Source organism: Vulcanisaeta distributa JCM 11217 (assembly GCF_001316005.1).
Classification (GTDB): domain Archaea; phylum Thermoproteota; class Thermoprotei; order Thermoproteales; family Thermocladiaceae; genus Vulcanisaeta; species Vulcanisaeta distributa_B.
The window spans coordinates 69,187-88,176 of the sequence record NZ_BBBJ01000005.1 but is presented as its reverse complement, the minus strand read 5'-3'; the positions used below and the strand labels follow the sequence as shown (position 1 = coordinate 88,176).

Annotated in this window: 33 protein-coding genes and 4 pseudogenes; 13 read left to right on the top strand and 24 right to left on the bottom strand. The window is 46.4% G+C overall.

Annotation, left to right across the window (positions count from 1 at the left end):
• Positions 1-2: 2 nt before the first annotated feature.
• Positions 3-802 (top strand): annotated as a pseudogene (locus JCM11217_RS06430) (BtpA/SgcQ family protein).
• A gap of 252 nt (positions 803-1,054) precedes the next feature.
• Positions 1,055-1,501 carry a TQO small subunit DoxA domain-containing protein gene (locus tag JCM11217_RS06425; RefSeq protein WP_054842418.1) on the top strand — a complete coding sequence of 149 codons (447 nt, stop codon included), beginning with the start codon at positions 1,055-1,057 and terminating at the stop codon, positions 1,499-1,501.
• Positions 1,502-1,558: 57 nt separating this feature from the next.
• Here JCM11217_RS06425 and JCM11217_RS06420 read toward each other — a convergent pair.
• The 4 genes and pseudogenes from JCM11217_RS06420 to JCM11217_RS06405 form a co-directional block, all read right to left on the bottom strand.
• Positions 1,559-2,037: pseudogene (locus JCM11217_RS06420) on the bottom strand (PaREP1 family protein).
• Positions 2,038-2,083: 46 nt separating this feature from the next.
• Positions 2,084-2,446 carry a nucleotidyltransferase domain-containing protein gene (locus JCM11217_RS06415; RefSeq protein WP_243678575.1) on the bottom strand — a complete coding sequence of 121 codons (363 nt, stop codon included), beginning with the start codon at positions 2,444-2,446 and terminating at the stop codon, positions 2,084-2,086.
• Positions 2,422-2,808, bottom strand: a complete 387-nt coding sequence (locus JCM11217_RS06410; RefSeq protein ID WP_054842477.1) for a HEPN domain-containing protein — start codon at positions 2,806-2,808, stop codon at positions 2,422-2,424. Before JCM11217_RS06410 ends, JCM11217_RS06415 begins: the two co-directional genes overlap by 25 nt.
• A gap of 227 nt (positions 2,809-3,035) precedes the next feature.
• Positions 3,036-3,788 carry a twin-arginine translocase subunit TatC gene (locus JCM11217_RS06405; protein ID WP_243678574.1) on the bottom strand — a complete coding sequence of 251 codons (753 nt, stop codon included), beginning with the start codon at positions 3,786-3,788 and terminating at the stop codon, positions 3,036-3,038.
• 143 nt (positions 3,789-3,931) lie between these two features.
• Between JCM11217_RS06405 and JCM11217_RS06400 the strand changes: the two genes are divergently transcribed.
• Complete coding sequence (locus JCM11217_RS06400; RefSeq protein WP_054842417.1) at positions 3,932-4,297, top strand: LysR family transcriptional regulator; 366 nt, start codon at positions 3,932-3,934, stop codon at positions 4,295-4,297.
• Here JCM11217_RS06400 and JCM11217_RS06395 read toward each other — a convergent pair.
• The 4 genes from JCM11217_RS06395 to JCM11217_RS06380 all read right to left on the bottom strand — a co-directional run bounded on the left by JCM11217_RS06395 (position 4,291) and on the right by JCM11217_RS06380 (position 6,036).
• Positions 4,291-4,668: a hypothetical protein gene (locus JCM11217_RS06395; protein ID WP_054842416.1), complete on the bottom strand. Its 378-nt coding sequence runs from the start codon at positions 4,666-4,668 to the stop codon at positions 4,291-4,293. The two genes, JCM11217_RS06400 and JCM11217_RS06395, sit on opposite strands and share 7 nt — an antisense overlap.
• 32 nt (positions 4,669-4,700) lie before the next feature.
• Positions 4,701-5,102 (bottom strand): twin-arginine translocase TatA/TatE family subunit, encoded by a 402-nt coding sequence (locus JCM11217_RS06390; protein ID WP_054842415.1) that lies wholly within the window; start codon positions 5,100-5,102, stop codon positions 4,701-4,703.
• Between the two features lie 143 nt (positions 5,103-5,245).
• Positions 5,246-5,596, bottom strand: a complete 351-nt coding sequence (locus JCM11217_RS06385) for a hypothetical protein (RefSeq protein WP_243678573.1) — start codon at positions 5,594-5,596, stop codon at positions 5,246-5,248.
• An 11-nt stretch (positions 5,597-5,607) separates the two neighbouring features.
• The gene (locus JCM11217_RS06380; RefSeq protein ID WP_054842413.1) at positions 5,608-6,036 is read right to left on the bottom strand and encodes a hypothetical protein; all 429 of its coding nucleotides are present in this window, start codon (positions 6,034-6,036) and stop codon (positions 5,608-5,610) included.
• Positions 6,037-6,226: 190 nt separating this feature from the next.
• Between JCM11217_RS06380 and JCM11217_RS06375 the strand changes: the two genes are divergently transcribed.
• On the top strand, positions 6,227-6,922 hold the full coding sequence (locus tag JCM11217_RS06375) for a peroxiredoxin (protein WP_054842412.1): 696 nt from the start codon (positions 6,227-6,229) through the stop codon (positions 6,920-6,922).
• Between the two features lie 73 nt (positions 6,923-6,995).
• Positions 6,996-7,673 (top strand): DUF126 domain-containing protein, encoded by a 678-nt coding sequence (locus JCM11217_RS14580; RefSeq protein WP_243678572.1) that lies wholly within the window; start codon positions 6,996-6,998, stop codon positions 7,671-7,673.
• Here the strand turns inward: JCM11217_RS14580 and JCM11217_RS06365 are convergent.
• The 8 genes and pseudogenes from JCM11217_RS06365 to JCM11217_RS14545 all read right to left on the bottom strand — a co-directional run bounded on the left by JCM11217_RS06365 (position 7,640) and on the right by JCM11217_RS14545 (position 11,010).
• Positions 7,640-8,376, bottom strand: a pseudogene (locus JCM11217_RS06365) (N-glycosylase/DNA lyase). The gene JCM11217_RS14580 and the pseudogene JCM11217_RS06365 sit on opposite strands and share 34 nt — an antisense overlap.
• Positions 8,369-8,527: a hypothetical protein gene (locus tag JCM11217_RS14575; RefSeq protein ID WP_243678571.1), complete on the bottom strand. Its 159-nt coding sequence runs from the start codon at positions 8,525-8,527 to the stop codon at positions 8,369-8,371. The pseudogene JCM11217_RS06365 and the gene JCM11217_RS14575 overlap by 8 nt, the downstream one beginning before the upstream one ends.
• Before the next feature lie 130 nt (positions 8,528-8,657).
• Positions 8,658-8,813 (bottom strand): hypothetical protein, encoded by a 156-nt coding sequence (locus tag JCM11217_RS14570; RefSeq protein ID WP_243678570.1) that lies wholly within the window; start codon positions 8,811-8,813, stop codon positions 8,658-8,660.
• Between the two features lie 228 nt (positions 8,814-9,041).
• Entirely contained in the window at positions 9,042-9,290 is a 249-nt protein-coding gene (locus JCM11217_RS14565) for a site-2 protease family protein (RefSeq protein WP_243678569.1), read from the bottom strand.
• A 20-nt stretch (positions 9,291-9,310) separates the two neighbouring features.
• Entirely contained in the window at positions 9,311-9,913 is a 603-nt protein-coding gene (locus tag JCM11217_RS14560) for a site-2 protease family protein (RefSeq protein WP_243678650.1), read from the bottom strand.
• A complete protein-coding gene (locus JCM11217_RS14555; protein ID WP_243678568.1) occupies positions 9,801-10,289 on the bottom strand; it encodes a hypothetical protein in 489 nt (162 codons plus the stop codon). The genes JCM11217_RS14560 and JCM11217_RS14555 overlap by 113 nt, the downstream gene beginning before the upstream one ends.
• Positions 10,290-10,294: 5 nt before the next feature.
• Positions 10,295-10,549 carry a hypothetical protein gene (locus JCM11217_RS14550; RefSeq protein WP_243678567.1) on the bottom strand — a complete coding sequence of 85 codons (255 nt, stop codon included), beginning with the start codon at positions 10,547-10,549 and terminating at the stop codon, positions 10,295-10,297.
• A complete protein-coding gene (locus JCM11217_RS14545) occupies positions 10,546-11,010 on the bottom strand; it encodes a hypothetical protein (RefSeq protein ID WP_243678566.1) in 465 nt (154 codons plus the stop codon). Before JCM11217_RS14545 ends, JCM11217_RS14550 begins: the two co-directional genes overlap by 4 nt.
• A 97-nt stretch (positions 11,011-11,107) precedes the next feature.
• On the opposite strand from JCM11217_RS14545, the pseudogene JCM11217_RS06345 reads away from it, so the two are divergent.
• Positions 11,108-11,985: pseudogene (locus JCM11217_RS06345) on the top strand (DUF2208 domain-containing protein).
• A 39-nt stretch (positions 11,986-12,024) separates the two neighbouring features.
• Here the strand turns inward: JCM11217_RS06345 and rpl12p are convergent.
• A complete protein-coding gene (rpl12p, locus tag JCM11217_RS06340) occupies positions 12,025-12,366 on the bottom strand; it encodes a 50S ribosomal protein P1 (RefSeq protein ID WP_013337282.1) in 342 nt (113 codons plus the stop codon).
• Between the two features lie 62 nt (positions 12,367-12,428).
• On the opposite strand from rpl12p, the gene JCM11217_RS06335 reads away from it, so the two are divergent.
• Complete coding sequence (locus JCM11217_RS06335) at positions 12,429-12,710, top strand: hypothetical protein (RefSeq protein WP_054842411.1); 282 nt, start codon at positions 12,429-12,431, stop codon at positions 12,708-12,710.
• Positions 12,711-12,823: 113 nt separating this feature from the next.
• On the opposite strand, the gene JCM11217_RS06330 is transcribed toward JCM11217_RS06335, so the two are convergent.
• Positions 12,824-13,630, bottom strand: a complete 807-nt coding sequence (locus JCM11217_RS06330; protein ID WP_243678565.1) for an enoyl-CoA hydratase/isomerase family protein — start codon at positions 13,628-13,630, stop codon at positions 12,824-12,826.
• 61 nt (positions 13,631-13,691) lie between these two features.
• Between JCM11217_RS06330 and JCM11217_RS14540 the strand changes: the two genes are divergently transcribed.
• From JCM11217_RS14540 to JCM11217_RS14515, 6 genes are all read left to right on the top strand, one after another.
• A complete protein-coding gene (locus JCM11217_RS14540) occupies positions 13,692-13,829 on the top strand; it encodes a hypothetical protein (protein ID WP_243678564.1) in 138 nt (45 codons plus the stop codon).
• 2 nt (positions 13,830-13,831) lie between these two features.
• On the top strand, positions 13,832-14,197 hold the full coding sequence (locus tag JCM11217_RS14535; RefSeq protein ID WP_243678563.1) for an aldehyde ferredoxin oxidoreductase N-terminal domain-containing protein: 366 nt from the start codon (positions 13,832-13,834) through the stop codon (positions 14,195-14,197).
• Positions 14,146-14,394 carry an aldehyde ferredoxin oxidoreductase N-terminal domain-containing protein gene (locus JCM11217_RS14530; RefSeq protein ID WP_243678562.1) on the top strand — a complete coding sequence of 83 codons (249 nt, stop codon included), beginning with the start codon at positions 14,146-14,148 and terminating at the stop codon, positions 14,392-14,394. The genes JCM11217_RS14535 and JCM11217_RS14530 overlap by 52 nt, the downstream gene beginning before the upstream one ends.
• Complete coding sequence (locus tag JCM11217_RS14525; protein ID WP_243678661.1) at positions 14,379-14,681, top strand: hypothetical protein; 303 nt, start codon at positions 14,379-14,381, stop codon at positions 14,679-14,681. Before JCM11217_RS14530 ends, JCM11217_RS14525 begins: the two co-directional genes overlap by 16 nt.
• Positions 14,570-14,836 (top strand): aldehyde ferredoxin oxidoreductase C-terminal domain-containing protein, encoded by a 267-nt coding sequence (locus JCM11217_RS14520; protein ID WP_243678649.1) that lies wholly within the window; start codon positions 14,570-14,572, stop codon positions 14,834-14,836. The genes JCM11217_RS14525 and JCM11217_RS14520 overlap by 112 nt, the downstream gene beginning before the upstream one ends.
• Positions 14,837-14,929: 93 nt before the next feature.
• Entirely contained in the window at positions 14,930-15,505 is a 576-nt protein-coding gene (locus JCM11217_RS14515; protein ID WP_243678561.1) for an aldehyde ferredoxin oxidoreductase C-terminal domain-containing protein, read from the top strand.
• A 22-nt stretch (positions 15,506-15,527) separates the two neighbouring features.
• Here JCM11217_RS14515 and JCM11217_RS06320 read toward each other — a convergent pair whose 3' ends face one another.
• From JCM11217_RS06320 to JCM11217_RS06305, 6 genes are all read right to left on the bottom strand, one after another.
• On the bottom strand, positions 15,528-16,217 hold the full coding sequence (locus JCM11217_RS06320; RefSeq protein WP_243678560.1) for a class I SAM-dependent methyltransferase: 690 nt from the start codon (positions 16,215-16,217) through the stop codon (positions 15,528-15,530).
• Positions 16,218-16,221: 4 nt separating this feature from the next.
• Entirely contained in the window at positions 16,222-16,590 is a 369-nt protein-coding gene (gene pth2, locus JCM11217_RS06315) for a peptidyl-tRNA hydrolase Pth2 (RefSeq protein ID WP_054842410.1), read from the bottom strand.
• Between the two features lie 6 nt (positions 16,591-16,596).
• A complete protein-coding gene (locus JCM11217_RS14510) occupies positions 16,597-17,031 on the bottom strand; it encodes a hypothetical protein (protein WP_243678559.1) in 435 nt (144 codons plus the stop codon).
• A gap of 90 nt (positions 17,032-17,121) precedes the next feature.
• On the bottom strand, positions 17,122-17,718 hold the full coding sequence (locus tag JCM11217_RS14505) for a hypothetical protein (protein WP_243678558.1): 597 nt from the start codon (positions 17,716-17,718) through the stop codon (positions 17,122-17,124).
• Entirely contained in the window at positions 17,693-17,911 is a 219-nt protein-coding gene (locus JCM11217_RS14500; protein WP_243678557.1) for an NAD(P)-binding protein, read from the bottom strand. Before JCM11217_RS14500 ends, JCM11217_RS14505 begins: the two co-directional genes overlap by 26 nt.
• Before the next feature lie 24 nt (positions 17,912-17,935).
• A complete protein-coding gene (locus JCM11217_RS06305; RefSeq protein WP_054842409.1) occupies positions 17,936-18,931 on the bottom strand; it encodes an ROK family protein in 996 nt (331 codons plus the stop codon).
• Positions 18,932-18,990 lie beyond the last annotated feature (59 nt).

Here is an 18,990-nt window from a genome sequence, read left to right as displayed (position 1 = left end):
CAATGCCAACACTGAGGTTTAGGGATGATAGGCCCACGCTCATAGGCGTCGTGCACTTACCACCACTGCCAGGCTCTATTAGGTATGGTGGGCTTGACATAAGCACCATCGTGGACTTCGCCGTTAGGAATTCCAAGGTCCTCGATGAGGCGGGCTTTGATGCCGTTATTCTCGAGAACTACAACGATTATCCATTCAAGGCTAGGGTTAGGGAACCCGAGACTATAGCGTCCATGGCGATAATAGCCAGGGAAGTCGTTAAGTCAGTAAATATACCCGTCGGTATTAACCTACTAAGGAATTCAGGCCCCGAGCCGCGGCGATAGCGGCTGTCACCGGCGCATCCTTCATCAGGTCAAACGCTTACTGCGAGGCCATAGTGAGTGCTGAGGGGGGGTTGATAGAGCCCGTGGCCAGGGAGGTCCTTGAGGTAATGACGAGACTCAACACTAAGATCACCGTGCTCGCAGACATATTTGTCAAGCATGCAAGCCCGTTACACAGGATGACCATCGAGGACGTGGCCAAGGACTGCGTTGAGAGGGCCCTGGCAGACGCAGTGGTGGTCACAGGCCCAAGGACGGGGGGGGAGCCACCAGACCCATTACTACTTAGGCGAGTTATTAAGGCGGTGAACACGAAGGTACTAGTGGGAAGTGGCATAAACCCAAATAATGTAAACGATTACAGAGAGGCCCATGGCTTCATAGTAGGCACATACCTAAAGGATGAGGAGGGACAAATAGATCTGGCGAAGGCCAGGAACATGGTAAACGCAGTAAAGGCATTAACAAAGCCGTGAATAGGCACACCACGATTCAGGAAGTCACATTGCTTGTCAATATTTGGACTAGAAGAGTGGAGGTAAGATTAATCTTACCTCCACTCTACCTGCCCAACTATCAATCTCTAATAACCATCCAGGCCATTCATAATAGGCGATCCATGGCCGCGCACTTAATCCCAGCCTGCTGGGCTACTTATGGCAGTTTCCGCCAACTTAGCCAGGGTGAAGTGGGTATTAATTTCCATTGGGCTTCATTAAAGCCTTGATATGATGTATAATAGCGAGATCACGATTAGGTTTAGTAATGCAATTAGCAATGTTGGTGCTGCATACTCGCTGGCCGGTACTCGGTTGCTTGATAATGGTACATTAATATCGTGCATTATTAAGGTGGCTGGTCTAGACACCTACGGTGAATTCGTAGTACTCGTACAGGCACTTTACCTAAACGGCACCATAGCCTATGAGTGGAACTCAACGTATCTAGGCCACATACCCCAGTACGACATAGTGAATAAGTATGACTTGCCAGGGCATTTAGTGCGCTCCGACGGCTTCGCCCTCGTGGTACCGCTGGGCCAGTCAGCCATTATTAAGTTATACGCACCAATAACCTTTAGCCGAGGCACCTACATCATCAGGGTCTACGATGTCGATAGGCAATATGAGACTTACGGCATTAAGTTCCAGGTATACGTAACAGTTAACGGATAAATCTATTCACTTCTACCAATCTCGTTAAAAATCTATTGCTTTTACTTTCTGCTCTACCTACCCGACTCCTATTATATTCTTAAGTTCATCAATTAACGGCCTTATGTACTTAACCCTCCTCTCAACCTCATCAATTCTAATCCTTACTTCGTGAAATCCATTTACGTGTAAAAAGTAAGCCTCAGCCCAGGCCCTCTCTGCTATATCACCTAGTTTTGAGGCGGCATCATCAAGTAAACTTACACTCCATCTGCCCTTGCTTAATGCTTCCCTGGCCTCATCGAGGTTTTTGGCGATTGCCAATGCCTTAATGGCTCCTCAACCGCCTTATACAGCTTCTCGCTACTTTGAACAACATCACCCCCCCTATCAATAAAGTTAAGGCCCTCATTAAACGCCACCAAAGCCAACTCAGCATGAGCCCTAGCAGTATCTAATGGATCTAACTCGAGTTTTGACGCTAAGATATCAATTACGTAGTCTATGTCAAGGCCTCTCCTCCTAAGTGCCTCAATTAATGATTGAGGTATGCTCATACTACGTGGAGTAATTCATAAACATTGTTATAAATCTTCGCAATACTTACCCAGGGTTTACACCGTAGGCCCTCATTAGGTCAACGAGCTTAACAGCCTCACGCTTAAGCTGCCTTATCCAAGCCGTAACCTCACCATCCCACTCCTCGGTGGTGTATATGAAGAACTCGATCCTAGGCTCAATGAAGTCCTTAAGCAGTAATCGCCTCTCTAGCTGATCCATACCCCTCACATCATCACTAATAATCACCAAGTCAATATCGCTCATGTCCGTGTAATCACCCCTAGCCCTGGAGCCAACCACGTAAACCTCGGAAATACTAATCCTAGACCTCGCCCTAACCACGAACTCCCAAGCCCTCCTAAGCAGCATGACTTGACTCTCTACTGCAGATTTTGCCTTACCCATTCAACCACCTCCCTAGCCATCTCAAGAACACTCCTCGCTTTACCCTCAGTATATACCTCGTATGGTAATCCATTGGCCGCATCAGGGTATCTGGAGGTCGTGTAATGCATGGTCAACTCCCTAAGGTGATCCATTATTCGCGATACATCTATGTGAAGCTCATCCCTAATTATATAGCCGAGTTCCACCAGGTCATGACCCTTAACCACCTTACCCCCCCTCGAAATAAGCAATGCCTTGAGCGCCTTCTCAACAGCCTGTTGGGACCAGAATGCGCAGGCGTAATAGTCTCCGGAGTTAAGTGAGTTCTCCGCTGTACGTAAGTCCCTAAGCGCTTGGGCAAGCCATTTTTGGTACTCCATTACTCACTAAGTGATTAAGTGCAGGGCTTAAATGCCATTCCCAGCATTATTCATTAATGCTGCATGAGTAAGTAATTAAACGGCGGTGAAGGGTGATTCTCAATTTCATACCTTGGGCATGCTCCTGTATATGGCTTTGCTCCATGCGTATCCTGCCTCAAATAGTGCTATGAACATTATGAACCAGAGTAACGTACTTATTAATGTTGGGTCTGGGTTTATTACGGCTATGGCCACGAGAACCCCCCAAAGTAAATGTACGGCCTATTCCTCGACAGCATGTCCGGCATTATTAAGCCGGCCTGGGTCAATAGGGCCATTACCACAGGTGTCTCAAAGAGGAAGCCGGCAAAGAATAGTGTTGCTATAAACGTGTCCAGGAAACCACTCACAGTTAGCATATGCACGAAGCCGAACAGACAACTCCAGAATAGGCTTATCCTTAGGAAGGCTGGGAATACGAAGTAATAACCAATGAATACACCTTGATAAAATAGCGTGGCTGCGACCCACACGTATTTCCTAACGGCCTTAAGCTCATGTGGGTATAGGGCTGGCTTAACGTATTGGTAAATCTCGTAAATAAACACTGGTATTGTTATGAGGAGCGCTATGACGATACTAAGCTCGACACTAAATACGAAGGGGCCGAGAACTGTAGTCGAAATTATACTGATGGGTTGTGTGGAGTTACTAACGACGTAATTACTGGTACACGTCACCGACTTAGCCGGTGCTGTGACTAAGTTGTATATGTAATGCCTATATATGTAGGCAATTATTGGGTTATACTCCATGGTGAAGAATCCAATGACGACCTTTGCGATGTTATGACCACTAACGTCGGGCATTGGTAACCAGAGCGCCACGAAGACGATTGCGAATACTATCAAGGCCCTCCTAAGCCTAACCCCCCCAAGCTCACGAATATACTCCCAAAGAGGCAACTCCCTATCATAAGGAGGCCTATCTTCACTCATTACTGCTTATAATGAGCGCGTGTGGGTAAAAATCCCCCCCTTTTTCACATAAATGATAAATGATGCAACCAAACAATTGACTCTTAGTAACTCCTTATTTCAAAAAGGATAAGTTTTGTATTTAATGTACGCGTTTGTTTAGTATGTCTGTGAGTGTTAGGTTTAGGGTTTGGGTTGAGGTTGGTGGTAGGCATGTTATTGGTCCTGGTGGTTATGAGATTCTTAAGGCTATTGATGAGGTTGGTTCGATTAGTGGTGCTGCCCGTAGGCTTGGCATGTCCTACCGCTTTGTCTGGAATTACATTGATAGGATGGAGAAGACCCTGGGCATTAAACTAGTCGATGCAAGGAAGGGAGGCAGAGGCAGGGGGGGAGGTGCAAAACTAACACCGGAAGCCCAAGCACTGCTAAAGTACTACGAGGAGATAATCGAGGAAATGAACCAAATAGCAAACAAATGGTCACAGGAACTAACTCGGAGGTTTAAGGATTTAGCTTATGATTACTGATTCTCATTACTGGATAGTTTTCTTAGTATTTCGTTTATTATTTGCTGCTTTGTCTTTCCTTGGGTTTCTATACCCAGCGCCCTGGCTATCCTCAGTATGTATGGGTCCACCGGGTCCGTCACGGCCCTCCTCACGTCGATTACCGCGTTTCTCACATCCATCACCGCATTGCTCATGGTATTCCTGGCCTCATAGACTGGCTCGTTGATTTCCCTCATGAACTCCTCCATTGACTTCCTAGCCCAGGTGTACCACTTGCCGAGTTCCCTGGCTATTTTCGGTAATGTCTCGGGTTTCCAGGCGAGTAGGATTAGGAGGAATAGGAATAGGAGTAGTCCCGTCTGCTCATCGAGGATTAGGTAAACGCCCATTTTAAGTGTCACCGATTAACTTATCTTTAAAATCACTTATTGCTGAGTCTCCAATTAATCTCCTTAATCAAATCCTCCTCACTCTTACCCCTAGTGTCAATGCCAAGCCTCTCCGCAATCTCAAGCACCTTGGGATCAACACTGGGCTTCTCGGCGGCAGCCCTCTGCTGCTGACCCAACTTATTATTTATCTCCGTAAGCAACTCATCCCTACTCTTGCCAGTTGGGTCTATGCCAAGCTTCCTGGCAATCTCGATAAGCTCAGGCTCGGGCTCACTCTCACTGGCGCCACGCTTAAACTCCCTAATTGACTGACCAAGACTCCTAGCCAACTGGGGGGGAATCTTACTCGGACCCCCCCAAATAACAAGGACAATGAAGGCTATTATAATCAAAATCAAGGTCTGAGTATCAATAAACAACACTACACCCATCAATAGGTTTTTCGTGGATTTACTTAAAAACTTTGCTAACAATTGTGTGAAAATTCTCGCGTAGATCCCTAAATCAAATTGAATGTGTAAATGAGCGCCTCAATCCATCATTAAAAGTGGAGTTGAAAATAAATCCACGACCATCATAAACCCCTCACTAAATCCCTATGAATAATTACTAATAAGGCAGAAGTGATTATTGTTAGAATCGGTAGGACTATTAATGAGTAATGAATCAGCTCAAGGGCATTAATGCTAAATACGCTCATTACGATCATCGCCATTGGCGAAATACCAGACACAGGTACTGTACAGACACCCAAGCCACAGGCCGAGCTAACAAATGCAGCTGTGCCCGTGGATGCGGCAATACCCACAGTACCACCAATTGCACTACCTAACTTAGTGACTACACGCTTCGTAGCAATCCTCAATTGCAGGTAAGAAACGCTAACTATTAACCACGTACTCAATACTAGGTTTATGATACCCATAATCATTAATATTAAATTGAGTGAACCACCAATGGATGGGGGGCAATGCTGAGCTCCATACCATAGGTATTCACCGCCTTAGTAATTCCCGCGTTAATTAAGTAGACAATTACTGCCGGTATCAGTAGTAATAGGTATAATTGAATTAATCTTCTATGGGTAAATACGTCAAATATGCCATGAGTCTCGTAAACCCTAATCACATCACTCACAAGACCCCTCGCCAGCGATGAACTATATTTGTAAATTAACACCGCACCTATTATTAGTAAAATCGCTGCACTAATTATTGCATTGATGTATTCGTGAATAACAGCATAAACGTTGATGATGCCCACATAACTTAGGTGGGCACTAATTAGAGTTAATAATAATGGTAGGATTATGGTAAATACTGCAAAAACATAGATTACTAATAGTGCAATACCCTCATTGCTCATAACCCTATCATCAACGCACCACTATTTTTAATTTAAAGCAGTTCAATTCATGTATTTTAAATGATTCTTATAAGCTGTTACTCACATATTCATTGTATAAATATCAACATGCTACTTATCTATTTATCTAGTAAATTCAAAATAACAAAGAAACCTCATTTAAATACATGGTCATTTACTGACCCGTAGTATGCCAATAACAATCCCATCAATAGGGGGGGAGAAATTCCCTGAGCTAAATGTAATGACGACCCACGGACCAATGAAGCTACCGGATGCCTTCAAGGGTAAGTGGTTCGTACTCTTCAGCCACCCAGGCGACTTCACGCCAGTGTGCACTACGGAGTTCGTAAGCTTCGCAAAGCACTATGACGACTTTAAGAAGCTAAATACAGAGTTAATTGGCCTTAGCGTGGATAGTGACATTAGCCACATTGAGTGGGTTCAGTGGATTGAGAAGACGCTAGGTGTTAAGATACCATTCCCAATAATTGCAGACCCATTGGGTGAGGTTTCAAAGGCCCTAGGTGGGTTACATGCCCAATCAGGCACTGCCACGGTTAGGATAGTCTATATAGTTGATGATAAGGGTACGATAAGGACAATACTGTATTACCCACTGGAGCTTGGTAGGAACATACCGGAGATACTGAGGATTGTCAGATCGCTGCAGCTCATTGATAAGTATGGAGTAGTTATGCCGGCTAACTGGCCGTATAACGAGTTAATCGGTGAGAATGTACTAAACCCACCACCGCATAATGTTGAGGAGGCTCCGAAGAGACTCCAGCAGTATAAGGGCTATGCCTGGTGGTTAACGTATAGGGAGTTACCGAAGGATGAGGTTGAGGAGACCAAGAGAATAATCAAGCTAAGGATCGAGTAGGCTGAGGATACTTCTGCAAATAACCCCCCCCTTTAAAATACTTTAAAAGGGTTATTTATTATCCCGAACTTACATGAAATTTAAGGGAGATACCGTATTTGGAAGTGGCATTGTCAGCGGTGAGTTGGTGATTTACCGAGAACCACTTTCTTTCCTCGGCGATGTTGATGGTAAGAATGGCGTCATAAGGACTATTAACGCCAGCATTGCTGGTAAGATTTTGGTGATACCTAGTTCGAGGGGTTCGACGGTGGGTCCTTACGTGATGTATCAATTAAGTAAGTATGGTAAGGCTCCATTAGTGATACTTAGTGTTAAGGCCGATACTATGTTGATAATTGGGGCTGTCATGGCGCAAATACCGATAATGACTAACCTACCTAGGGAAATACTGAACCTTAATAATGGTGCCATCGCCAGGGTTGACCTGGATAGGGGGGGTGAGGTCTATGTCAATGAGCCTGAGGCGAGACTTGCATTACTACTGCTTGAGGAGCTTGAGTTGAGGAATGGAAAGGCTAAGCTTAAGTACCTGAAGGTTTATAGGATGATGACCTACTGGCTCGGCCCTAAGTACTCCAAGGCGATACTTGATAGACTCATCTCAAGTGGCTACATAGTGATTAATGGTGATAGAATTGAGTTGCTACGTAGGTTTAAAGCAAGTAAGAGCCAATCACAAATATATAGGGAGGCCAGGGATGTAATCATTAATGCTTACTTATCAATGCATCGACCACCGAGCAAATGAAGTAGCTCAAGGACCTTCTCATTATACACGCCTAAAGCCCTCACCCCACTAACTGCCTTATTCATGTTAAATGATGAGTTAATTAATAGGCCACCGAGCACCCAAACCACAGAGTCAAGATTGAGTGGTGGTATACCACTGAGCTTACCAATCTCACTCCACACACCCTGAATCTCGGCCCTACGCTTAGTCATTAATTCCCTGGCTAGCTAGTCACATTATTGAGATCTCCCATGACCGGCATTAAACCGCTGCATATCGTTATTACGGTAACCCTGTAATCCACGGGTATTGGTATCTCCATCGGAGCGGAAACATCAAGCCCACAGGCCCTACCTACGTAATACGCCATCTTGACAGCAAACACTATAGTCTTCTCATCACCACGCGTATTAGTCACTTTCGAAAGTAGTCTCCAGAGTGATACCAAGTCACCTAAGTAATTACTAATACTCAACCTGGCTATTTGCGGGCAGGTATTTTGAATCCTCCTTACCCTCGAATCCCTATACCGAGCCAAGTACCTACTATTCATCACGTAATTTATGAAGTCCCTGCATAAATCAACCGGTTTATTCCCAATGAAGTAATTGGCGAAGTAGTTCCAGTGATCCTCACCCTTACCAGTTAGTTGATAGCTAACTAAGGCGTTAAGTATCGTTAATTTCAACGTTATTTCAACGTCGAGCTTCAATTCACGCATAGCCTAGCCACGGCGAGGTACTGAGGATCCCTCTCCTCAAAACCCCCCCTGATCCAGCTATGCCTAGTTCACGCAATACCTCCGCTATCTTCTCCTTAACGTCACTCATTATCAACCCCGCATTAATCTGCGGATTGAGTAGTACCTCCAAATGGTTATTAGCGCGATGACCTGGCCCCAGTCAAGGTAAAGGAGTGGTTTGCCTACGGTAATTAGTACGTAGGTCAGTGGGTAAATGATTACCGGCGCACCTATTGTGAATAGGTATATGTAGTGCGTTATTACGTAGGAAACCCCCCGTAAACAATGCCCGATGAGTCGAGCACGATTGACGGCTTTACTATGTAGGCTATGTACGTGATTATCCATGCAAGGAATAGCAATGATGAAACCCTCCACATATAGAGATATAGCGGTAAATAACTAACATGAACCACCTCCCCCCCAGACCTATAAACCACATAGCCATAAACCCTAGGCTCCAGGGCAAACGCCTCGCCAAAGTGCGATAGACCCAGTGGTAGGAATAATACCGTAATGACAATACCGAGTATAAACCCCCCCTCCTAACCCTCGCCCTCACGTCCTCACGACTACCCAGGGCACTACTGTTACTCATTGCCGATTAACCCAATTAAGCAGTTATTAAAGAATCACGCACCTCCCTAAATCAACCTATACAGGCCGGTTATCAACGTATAATAAAGCGTAAGCCCTATGAGGGACCATAGAACCACCGATACTGCAATCATAACCTTACTCCTCAATGCCTGATCCCTAATCACCTTCGTGAGAAGCGCCTCCAGGAATTGACCACCATCAAGCGGATACGCAGGGAAGGCATTGAGCAATGCCAGAGTTAGGTTCAGCGTGTATATCCAAAACATTAGGTTGTAAAATGATCTGCTCTCCACGACTATACCCCCCCACGGGCTTATGTACAGGCTGAATAACCAAGTAGCGCCATTGATAGGTTGCCCGTGCTCAATACCTCATTGAATACGGCGCCATTTGCTGGGTTAAATATGGTTAACGTGACATTACTTGAGCCGGCTGAGTTCAATATTGATATTAATGAGTATATACTAGCCACTGGCTGATTGTTGACCGCCGTTATTATGTAGCCGTTTCTGAGGGCTATATCCGTGGAATTCGCTACATAGACAATCGTGGTTCCCAAAAGGCTTCGCGTTAATGAGGGACTTAGTAATGCGAGTTCCACGAGGGCCACGGCTATGTAAGCAAGTACTATATTCATGAATACACCGCTTGAGTACACGGCGAGCCTTACTAGAATACTCCTATTCCTTAGTTCCTCCTCGTCGATCTCAACAAAGCCTCCAAAGGCGAGGAATAGGAGGGCGAAGGCTCCTCCAGACTTTATCCTTATTCCGTACCTCGAGGATACTGCGCCATGCGCCAGCTCATGCAGTAATATCCCAATTCCGATAGCCACTATTATGTAGATGAACGTGTATAACGACACGGTGACGCCGGGTATTAACGGCGCAAGTGGTGTGAATCCCCCCCTCTCCACAGTCTCCATGGGGGCTTAATTTATGGGTCATCGCTATGATCATTAAGACTAGGTTCTTTGACATTAGGTAAAGCATTGATGGCAGGCCCCCCCACGCGTTGATGCTCATGATTATTAGTGGTATTGGCACTATTACGAACATAGATACCGAGAAGAGGCCCACGGTTAGTAATATTATTAACCAACCAGGCACCTTACGTAGCACATTCCCAAGCGGCGCAATCACCTCCTTAACTAACTCCTCATCCTTAAGCATTATGAATACTCCGTAGTAGACCTTAACAGGCACATTAATGCCGAGGCGCCTAAGCAGGTATATTATCCCGACAATTACGAACCAAGCGGCGATAACGATTAATAAGCCAAGATACTGCATGCCAATCACCCGAACCTAAGTATGGAGCCTGTACCGACATCATGAACATTCCTATAACCACTCACCAACTCCCTCCTAAGCCTAGGGCCTGTGCCATGCAGTGGATAAACACCGCTCAAGCCCCCCCTAATTATGTCCCTTAATAATACACCCTGATACTCACTAATTGATGTAGCTCCCAGGCCACCCACGAAATACCTAACATCGAGCTCCCTGAAAAACCTCGTTATCTCATCATCATTAATAAGCCATAGGTTCAACCACAGCCACTAATCAGTAATTTATGGCTTGGGAAATAAATAAGTAATTCACCAACCCTCCTGTTACCAACCCTAATGAACTCCACCGCACCAAAACCAAGCTTGACCCTTTCCCTACCACCGACTTCAATGACGTCGAGACCAAGCCCCTCAAGCTTACTTCTAAGCTCAAAGCCGTGCATAGTATTATCAACAGGAATTACGACCGCCGATACGTCACCAACGGCGTCAATACCACCCCAGTGGTGATTAACCGGTGTCGTTATGACGAGCAACCTAGGCTTAATGTTAATACCCAATACCTTACTATTACTAATTAATTTGCCAACGCTTGAGCATGTATCAATCATTAGCTCATTATTAACAAGTAGCGATATCGAATTATCCCCCCCCTCCACATTTGGCGCCTTCACTTCATTATCACATATTACGTTGATGGCTAATTCATTATTAGCATTCATTTCCACTAGGCAATAACTATATAGGAAATAAATCTTTTCTCACACACCACCAATGTTCGGTAAGTTTTAAATGGGCATTAAAGTCTAGAGACCCAAGATGTACTCACAACAAAGTAGTACTTGGAATAAGGTGCTTAGGTATGTATGGCCTATAGCGTTTGTACTGGCCTTCGCCATAGTTGGTGCCTGGGGTAACGTCGCGCATGAGACGTTTGTAACCTGGATAATAGTGATTGCGTATTTAGTGATATTCTTTGGCATAGTGATTGCCATAGGCATTAGGAGTACCAGGGTTAGGTTTAGGGAGATTGAGGAGTACATGAAGTCCACGAAGTCTGGAGCCATTGAGAAGTTAACGCGCGATGACTTCATTAAGGCCATGGAGAAGGACCCTGAGTATGTGCAGGAGACGAATAGGTTTGTTAAGTCTCAAATGAAGAATCTAATAATACTTATGGTGGTCCTAATAGGCTACTCCTACTCTACACCTACGTACTCTCGGGACCATTCATAACACTGGCCAAGTACATATCAAGCACGATAAACATTGGTTATTACTTAAAGCCCTGGTTCACGCCAACGATTCAGGAGGCAAACCTATTCTACGCATACTTCATTGATTACCTCATATACTTCGGAGTCTTCTTCATACTCATGTACGTTATATTCAGGATAATGAGGATGCCCTTCATGACCACGAACGTACAAATAACCGACTACCCATACACAGTGACTAAGGAGTTGATAATCTTTAGGGATGCCATGCTTATCGATGGTATGTACCTACTCAAGTCACCAATACAGGTCAGGCAAATCGTAATTAATGAGAAGAGGAGGTTTATAGAGTTTCAATTATCAAAACCACTGTCTGGACTACCATACACAAAGATAAGGATTTACCATAAATCACCAAGGGACCTGTGGGATAGGGCTATGAAGAACCTATTTAAGGTTGAGGAGGGTACCGTCAAGTGATTTTGAATGGGCATGAATTTAATTTAACAATGAATTTAATCAGCCAAAGAGACTTGCAAGACCAGCCGCGATCTCCTCCTCGCTCGGGCCCTCCTTCTTTTCCTCAGCCTTCTTCTCCTCAGCCTTAGCCTCAGCCTTCTGCTCACCACCAGCCGCAGCACCACCAGCCTGGGCTGCAGCCGCAGGGGCAGCGGCCACAGGCATTGCGACAGCCGTCTTTATGGCCTCGTCAATGTTAACCTCCTTCAGCGCAGCCACGAGCGCCTTAACCCTAACCTCATCAACCTGTATCCCAGCTGCCTGTAGAACCTTAATTACATTCTCCTCATTAATGGGTTGTTTGCCGTAGTGCAATAGTAATGCTGCATATACGTACTCCATACCTCCTCGACATGTCAATTGAAGACCACTTTAAAAACATTACTTGATTCAATAAGTCATAGATGCCAAAGAAGATAGTCATAGTAACGGCCGATTGGGATTACTTCAAGGATCAATTAACCACCCTATGCTCGCAGTTCATTAAAGCTGGCATTAGCTGTGAAATGAGGGATTATGGAAGCCCCGATGCCCTGCAGTTAATAATTAAGTATGGTATTGATAATGGCTTGGTGAGGATACCGCAAATATACCTAATCAGCAATGGTGAGGTGAGAAGAATTGCTTATGAGATTACGAGTGATTTAAGGCTCGTAATTAAAGACCTTGATAATTATTTAAAGTGAGTAAGGATGAAATATGGCCGGGGGGGTAACCCACGACCTTCATCGGCCCGTTCGTCGGGTCTCTGTGTGGTAGTTAGTCAATATTAACATTGATTTAATAATCTTTCGCCGCATTATAGGCCCTGGAACTTGGGTTGTCTCTTCTCCTTAAACGCCCTAATGCCTTCCTGGAAGTCCTGGCTATATCGCAGTAACGCGAAGGTCTTCCTCTCAATGTCGAAACCGACATCCATTGGCGAGTCTTGGATTAGCCTAATGGCCTCCTTCAATGCCTTAATCGCAAGTGGTGACAGTGACATTAAGTCCCTGGCTATCTCCATAACCCTATCATGAATCTTGGCAGGATCCACAACCTCATGGACTAAGCCAAGCTGCAACGCCTCCTCCGCCTTAATCCTCCTGCCAAGGAGCAGGTAATACCTCGCGCGCAGAGCCCCCCCGAGCGCCTTAACAATCCTTGTTAGTCCACCACTCGCTGGCACCATGCCAAGCCTTATCTCAGGAAGCCCTATTTCCACGTCTGGCGTGCCTATTCTAATGTCGCAGGCGAGGGCTAATTCAGTGCCTGCTCCAAGTACGTAGCCCCTGAGGAGGGCTATCGTTGGCTTGCTGAGATTCTCCACAGCCTCTATTGTCCTACCCCAATCAATTAATTCGGTGGGTGTGGTGTTTAGGAATTCCGTAACATCACCACCTGCACTAAATGCCCTATCACCACTGCCCTCGAAAATCACGACCCTCACGTTACCGTCCTGCTCCAACTCATTTATTATCCTGCCCAGGTCCCTCCTCATCTCAAGCGTTATCAGGTTCAGTGGCGGCCTATTTATTATGACCTCAGCAACGCCATCGTTAATCCTTACCAACCAACCACCGCCTGAGTATGTCCTCTCCACAAACCTATTGCTAAGGGGGGGCACTGATTTTAAATGAGTACCGGGATTAACATGTTTGAGTAAGCCCTTATTAATCAGTTATTAAGTGAGGCATGTCAATATGCATGGTTATGCAGGTAGAATACTCTGGATTAATTTAAGCCGTAACGAGGTGAGGGCCGAGGGCATTAATGAAAATGTGGCTAAGCTATTCATAGGAGGCAGGGGGGGTTGGGGGGGCTAAAGATGATTTTTGATTTGAACCTGAACCTTAACAGTGTTGATCCGTATGGCCCTGAAAATCCGTTGATAATAGCCACAGGGCCTCTAGGTGGGACGAGAATGCCATTGGCAACCAGGGCCGCTGCCATATTTAAGTCACCGCTCACGAATAGGTGGAGCTACTCAACCGTTGGTGGGACACTCGGCGCATACATGAAGTATGCCGGTGTTGATGCCGTAGTAATTACCGGCGTAAGCCCAAGGCCTGTTCATTTAGTGATTAGTGATGGTAAGGTTGAATTTAGAGATGCGAGGGAGTTATGGGGGGCATGGACACGGTGGAGACCGAGCATGCCATTAAAAGGGAGTTTAGGGATTCGGCGGTCTTAACGATAGGGCCTGCCGGTGAGAATAAGGTGCCATATGCGTGCATTGGCCATGAGGAATGGAGGCAGTTTGGACGTACTGGGGGGGCTGGGGGGGCTGTCATGGGTAGTAAGGGCGTGAAGGCCATAACCTTCATACCCGTTAGCAAGGCCGTGGATGTGCTGATGATAAGGCCTACCAGGACTTGGTTAGGAACCTAGGTAGGCAAGCCGTCACGAATCCCGGCATGATACCGTATAGGCAGGGCGGCACTGTAAGGCTTATAGACACTGGCAATGGCATGGGGGGGTTCTTCCCATCAATTTACTGGACCAGGGTTGTTATGCCTAATTGGGAGGACATATCGTGGGAGAAGGTGCTAAAGCAAGGTACTTCATTAAGCATGGCGCCTGCCTATACTGCCCAGTGGCTTGCCATAAAGTCGTTAGATCAAGCAATGGTGAGTATGACCTTGAGTATGAGACAACAATGGCCCTTGGAGGTCTAACGGGTGTTCATGACCCACAGAGGCTCATTGACCTTGCTGAGCTCGCCGATAGGCTTGGTTTCGATACGATAAGCCTTGGAAACACAATAGCGTTCCTAATATACCTTGGGGGGGAGAAGGGCATTGTTAAGGGTGCGCCGAGGTGGGGGGGGTGATTATGAGGGTATTAGGCGCCTAATAATTGACACTGCCTATAGGCGTGGGCTTGGTGAGCTAGCAGCATTGGGCACTAAGCCATTGCCGAGAAATTGGGTGTTCAGGATTTGGCTATTCATGTTAAGGGCCTTGAGCCGGCCGCCTATGACCCAAGGACGCTTAAGGGCATGATACTCAATAATGCAATTGCCGAGAGAGGCGCTGATCATCTCTGGTCTAGTGCTTATGCTGTCGATATCGCCGGTCAGGCGGGTGGTAGGTTCGCCACTGGCGAGGAGAAGGTTAGGGCTGTAATGGATATTGAGGAGAGGAATGCCTTATACGATTCAATGCTTCTTTGTAAGTTCGGTAGGGCGATATATACGTGGGACGTCATTAGGGACGTCATGAAAGCCGTGACGGGCTTTAACTACACGGTTGATGAGTTGAGGGAGGCTGCCCAGAGGATTATTGTGCTTCATAGGTACATGAATGGTACCACGATTGAGCAGGATAGGTTACCGCCAAGGTGGTTGAGGGAGCCCGTTGAGTATGAGGGCAGGCAGTACGTGGTTACTGAGGAGGAGTGGTCGTTCATGGTCAGGAAGTATTATGAATTGAGGGGGGGTTATGATGAGGTTGGGAGGCCTAGGCAGGATACGTTGGCTAGGCTTAAGATACTTCCCTAAAATCAAGTCTTCACGGCCCTTATTAATAGGAATATTCTAGGTACGTTCGATGAAGCACAACGTTACCAACTAACTCCCCCCCAATTAGCCTTCTTAGCCACGAAATACCTCCAATGCCCCCCCTAACCGTAATTCTCATCGTGGCGTAATCCCAAACCTCCCTTGGCGCCACTATTGATACTAAGAGCGGTAGCACAAGTACTAGGTAAAATAGTAGGATGGCGTATGTTAGTGGATTGTCGGGTCTCCAAAACTCGAGGACTATGAATGAACCACCCCCCCTCCTGAGGATCCTACGCACCTCAAGCAATGCCATTGACTTATTGCCGAATTGCCTCAGTGCGAATGACGTATAGACAGCACATATCGACCCATGCCTGATCGGCAGGTACTCACCAACGCCAACAACCTTATCAATAATATCAGAGTATTGGTCACCCACTAACTTAAGACCATTGATCGCCGGGTCAAGCAGTATTACTGGCCTATGTCTCAGGCCGTTGTGTATTACGAACCTAGTCATTGAGCCATCCCCAGCGCCAAGATCGAGAAGATAACCGTCGCAATCGCCTATTGATGAGACTATCTCTCGAAAGGCCCAGTACCTGAGTCTCCTTAATTGAAATAATGTGATGACTGTATTCACCAATTCATAGTTTGAGTATACGAAGACTTTGTTCATAACGTCTTTAAAGAATCGAGACAAACTCACACAATCACCTTAACAACTTCAGCGAGCCGGTGACCTTATTAATTAAATCCTCAGGTCCAGGCCCTATCGCAAGTACGGTGATCGTGCCCGGCGGTAACTCCGTGAGACCGGCATCCTCCACGAGGAATGTCGGCAAGCCCAGTTTCTCCGCCTTCTCCTTAAGCCTAAGCAATTCATCCAGCGAGTTAACAACCAAAACAACCTTCTTTTGCCCAGAGGACTCCCAAGCCCTAAACCACTCGAGCCAATCCCTCTTACCATCCTCAAGAACTCTAAGCACAGCCCCCCCAACAGCGCCATGAGCCACCTGGGCGGCCGTCTTACCACAGGACATCCCAAGGTCAGCCCTAACCACAATAACCTGCTTATACACCGGCGGTCACCTCAGCGAACCCCCCCAATCACTGAGTACTTTCCTCGCCGCGTTGTAACCAGGCACTCCAGTCACCTGTCCACCAGGCCATGTACCTGCACCACCCAGGTAAAGGCCCCTTATCGGCGTTGAGTAGCCCCAACCAGGTACAGGCCTATTATTAAACATGTAATCCTCCGTCATTGGTAAGTGGTTGAGGTTTCCACCGGCCAACCTAAATATTGATTCGTAATCACTCGGCGTTATTAATTCAAAGGCCTTAATGCTCGACCAGTCAATGTCGACGTACTCACCGAGCTCATCTTTAGTTGGTAGACCCGTGACTATTAGATAATTACCATGAACCACTGTTTCGCCAAAGGGTAATTGTAGGATTGAGTCCCTGTAATTATTTAACTCACCCCCCCTCAACTTAATTGGTTCATTACTAACAATGACCAACCTAGACGCACCACCCAGGGGGTACGCCTCTCAGCCTATCGATCACCGACTTATCGAAGTACTCCTCACCAACTAGGTTAATCAATGTATTTATTGGGCTTGCCGTGGATAACACGGCTCTCGCTCAATACTCCTCCCATCATCAGTGAGCACTCCCCCCCTGACCCTCCCACCATCAACGATTATCTTCTTAACGCCCAGGCCAAGCACCACCTTAGCACCGGCCCTCAGGGCGGCATTGTATAGTTCACGCGCAAAGACCTGCATACCAACCTCACCACCCTTGGCAGGGAACCACCAATCAGTGTCGGGGTTGTAATAACCAACCATGAAGGCTGGCTGGTCTAGGTAAGGCTCGAATATGAACATATCCCAAAACTCCCTGGGCAGGTATTGGCTAAGGAACTCCCAACCCCCCCTCAACCTAATGAACTCACTCAGCACTGGGTCATTGAGTAATTCGTCCTTACTTGGCGGGTCCAACCTATACATGTACTTGCGTAATGCCCTATGGAAACTCACGATCTTACCCCACATAGCCCTTAGGTCATCGCCAAGGCCCCACCTATTGAACTCACGAACCCTATCCTCAAAACCTCTCCACCACCTAACCAATTCACCGTCTTTTACGTAAACTGCTATAGGTTCCGGCTTGTACTGGTCAACGTTTATTCCTAACTCGTTCATTAAGTCGCTGGGTATTAGGCCAAGTACGTAGGCCCCCTATGGGCACCTCAACACCGCCAACAACGTGATAACCAGCCAAACCACCAGGCCAAGTCACATGATCCAGAGCGAGTACGTCGAGCCCAGCCCTGGCCAGGACTATACTTGCCACTAATCCATTATGCCCTGCGCCGATTATCACGACATCAACCACAAGGTATTTAGGAACCCGTGACTTTTAATAACTTAGCTCAAGGAATTTCCTATACTGCTCTACGTAGGTCCTTAATGACTCAGGTACTTTTATCACTAACGCCGCTGCGCCCAGGATACCAATGTCATCACCAAACCTAGTAAACTCAATACGTGCTGGCTTAACAGCTAAGTACTTCTTTAGGTATTTTTCAATTCCCCTTCTAAATAAATCCATATTATTAAGGGCCATTGAACCCCCAAGCACTATTAACTCCGGATCATAAGCATTCATTACACTCGCTAAGCCTGCCGCATGTACCTTCATTAAGTAATTATCTATGAAATCGGTGGCGAGCTCATCCCCCTCATAATAAGCCTGAAATACTTCCTCAGTACTTACATACTCACCCTTAACAAGCCTTTCATATAACCTTGACCTATACGACCTCCCTTTAATAAACTCCTTAATTACCCTCGGTATGTTAGCTCCCGAACCAAGGGCCTCCCAATGCCCATAACCACCACAACCACATTGTATCTCCGAATTCACGTCAATTACCATGTGGCCGATCTCGTGAGCATTACCATCCTTACCAACGAGCAAGTGCCCGTCAACAATAACGCCAGCGCCAATGCCGGTGCTAAGGGTTATATAGACGAGGTTGTTAACGCCCTTACCAATACCGAATAGGTACTCGCCCCCCCATACGGCTGCCATCGCATCATTGCCTAGGACCACGGGTACCTTGAACTCCTTGATTATTGGCTCCACGAGTTTAAATCTCTTGATTGGTGCATTCGGTGCCCAGGGTACAATACCCTCCCTTAGGTCTAACGGGCCTATGGAGCCAATACCTATACCATCAATGCCACCTCCACCTGCCAAATCCCTTATTGATTTAATGATCACGTTAGCCACGGTATTCTCATCACCACTTGCTGGCTGTCTTGTCTTCACCTTGTTAATAACCTGGCCGTCCTCATTCACAAGTCCAATCCTTATGTACGTAGCGCCAACATCAACACCCACATACACCATACTAAGTTCTTCGGGAAAGTACGCACTTTTAAGTTATTAAATTGACATAATTGATGGAT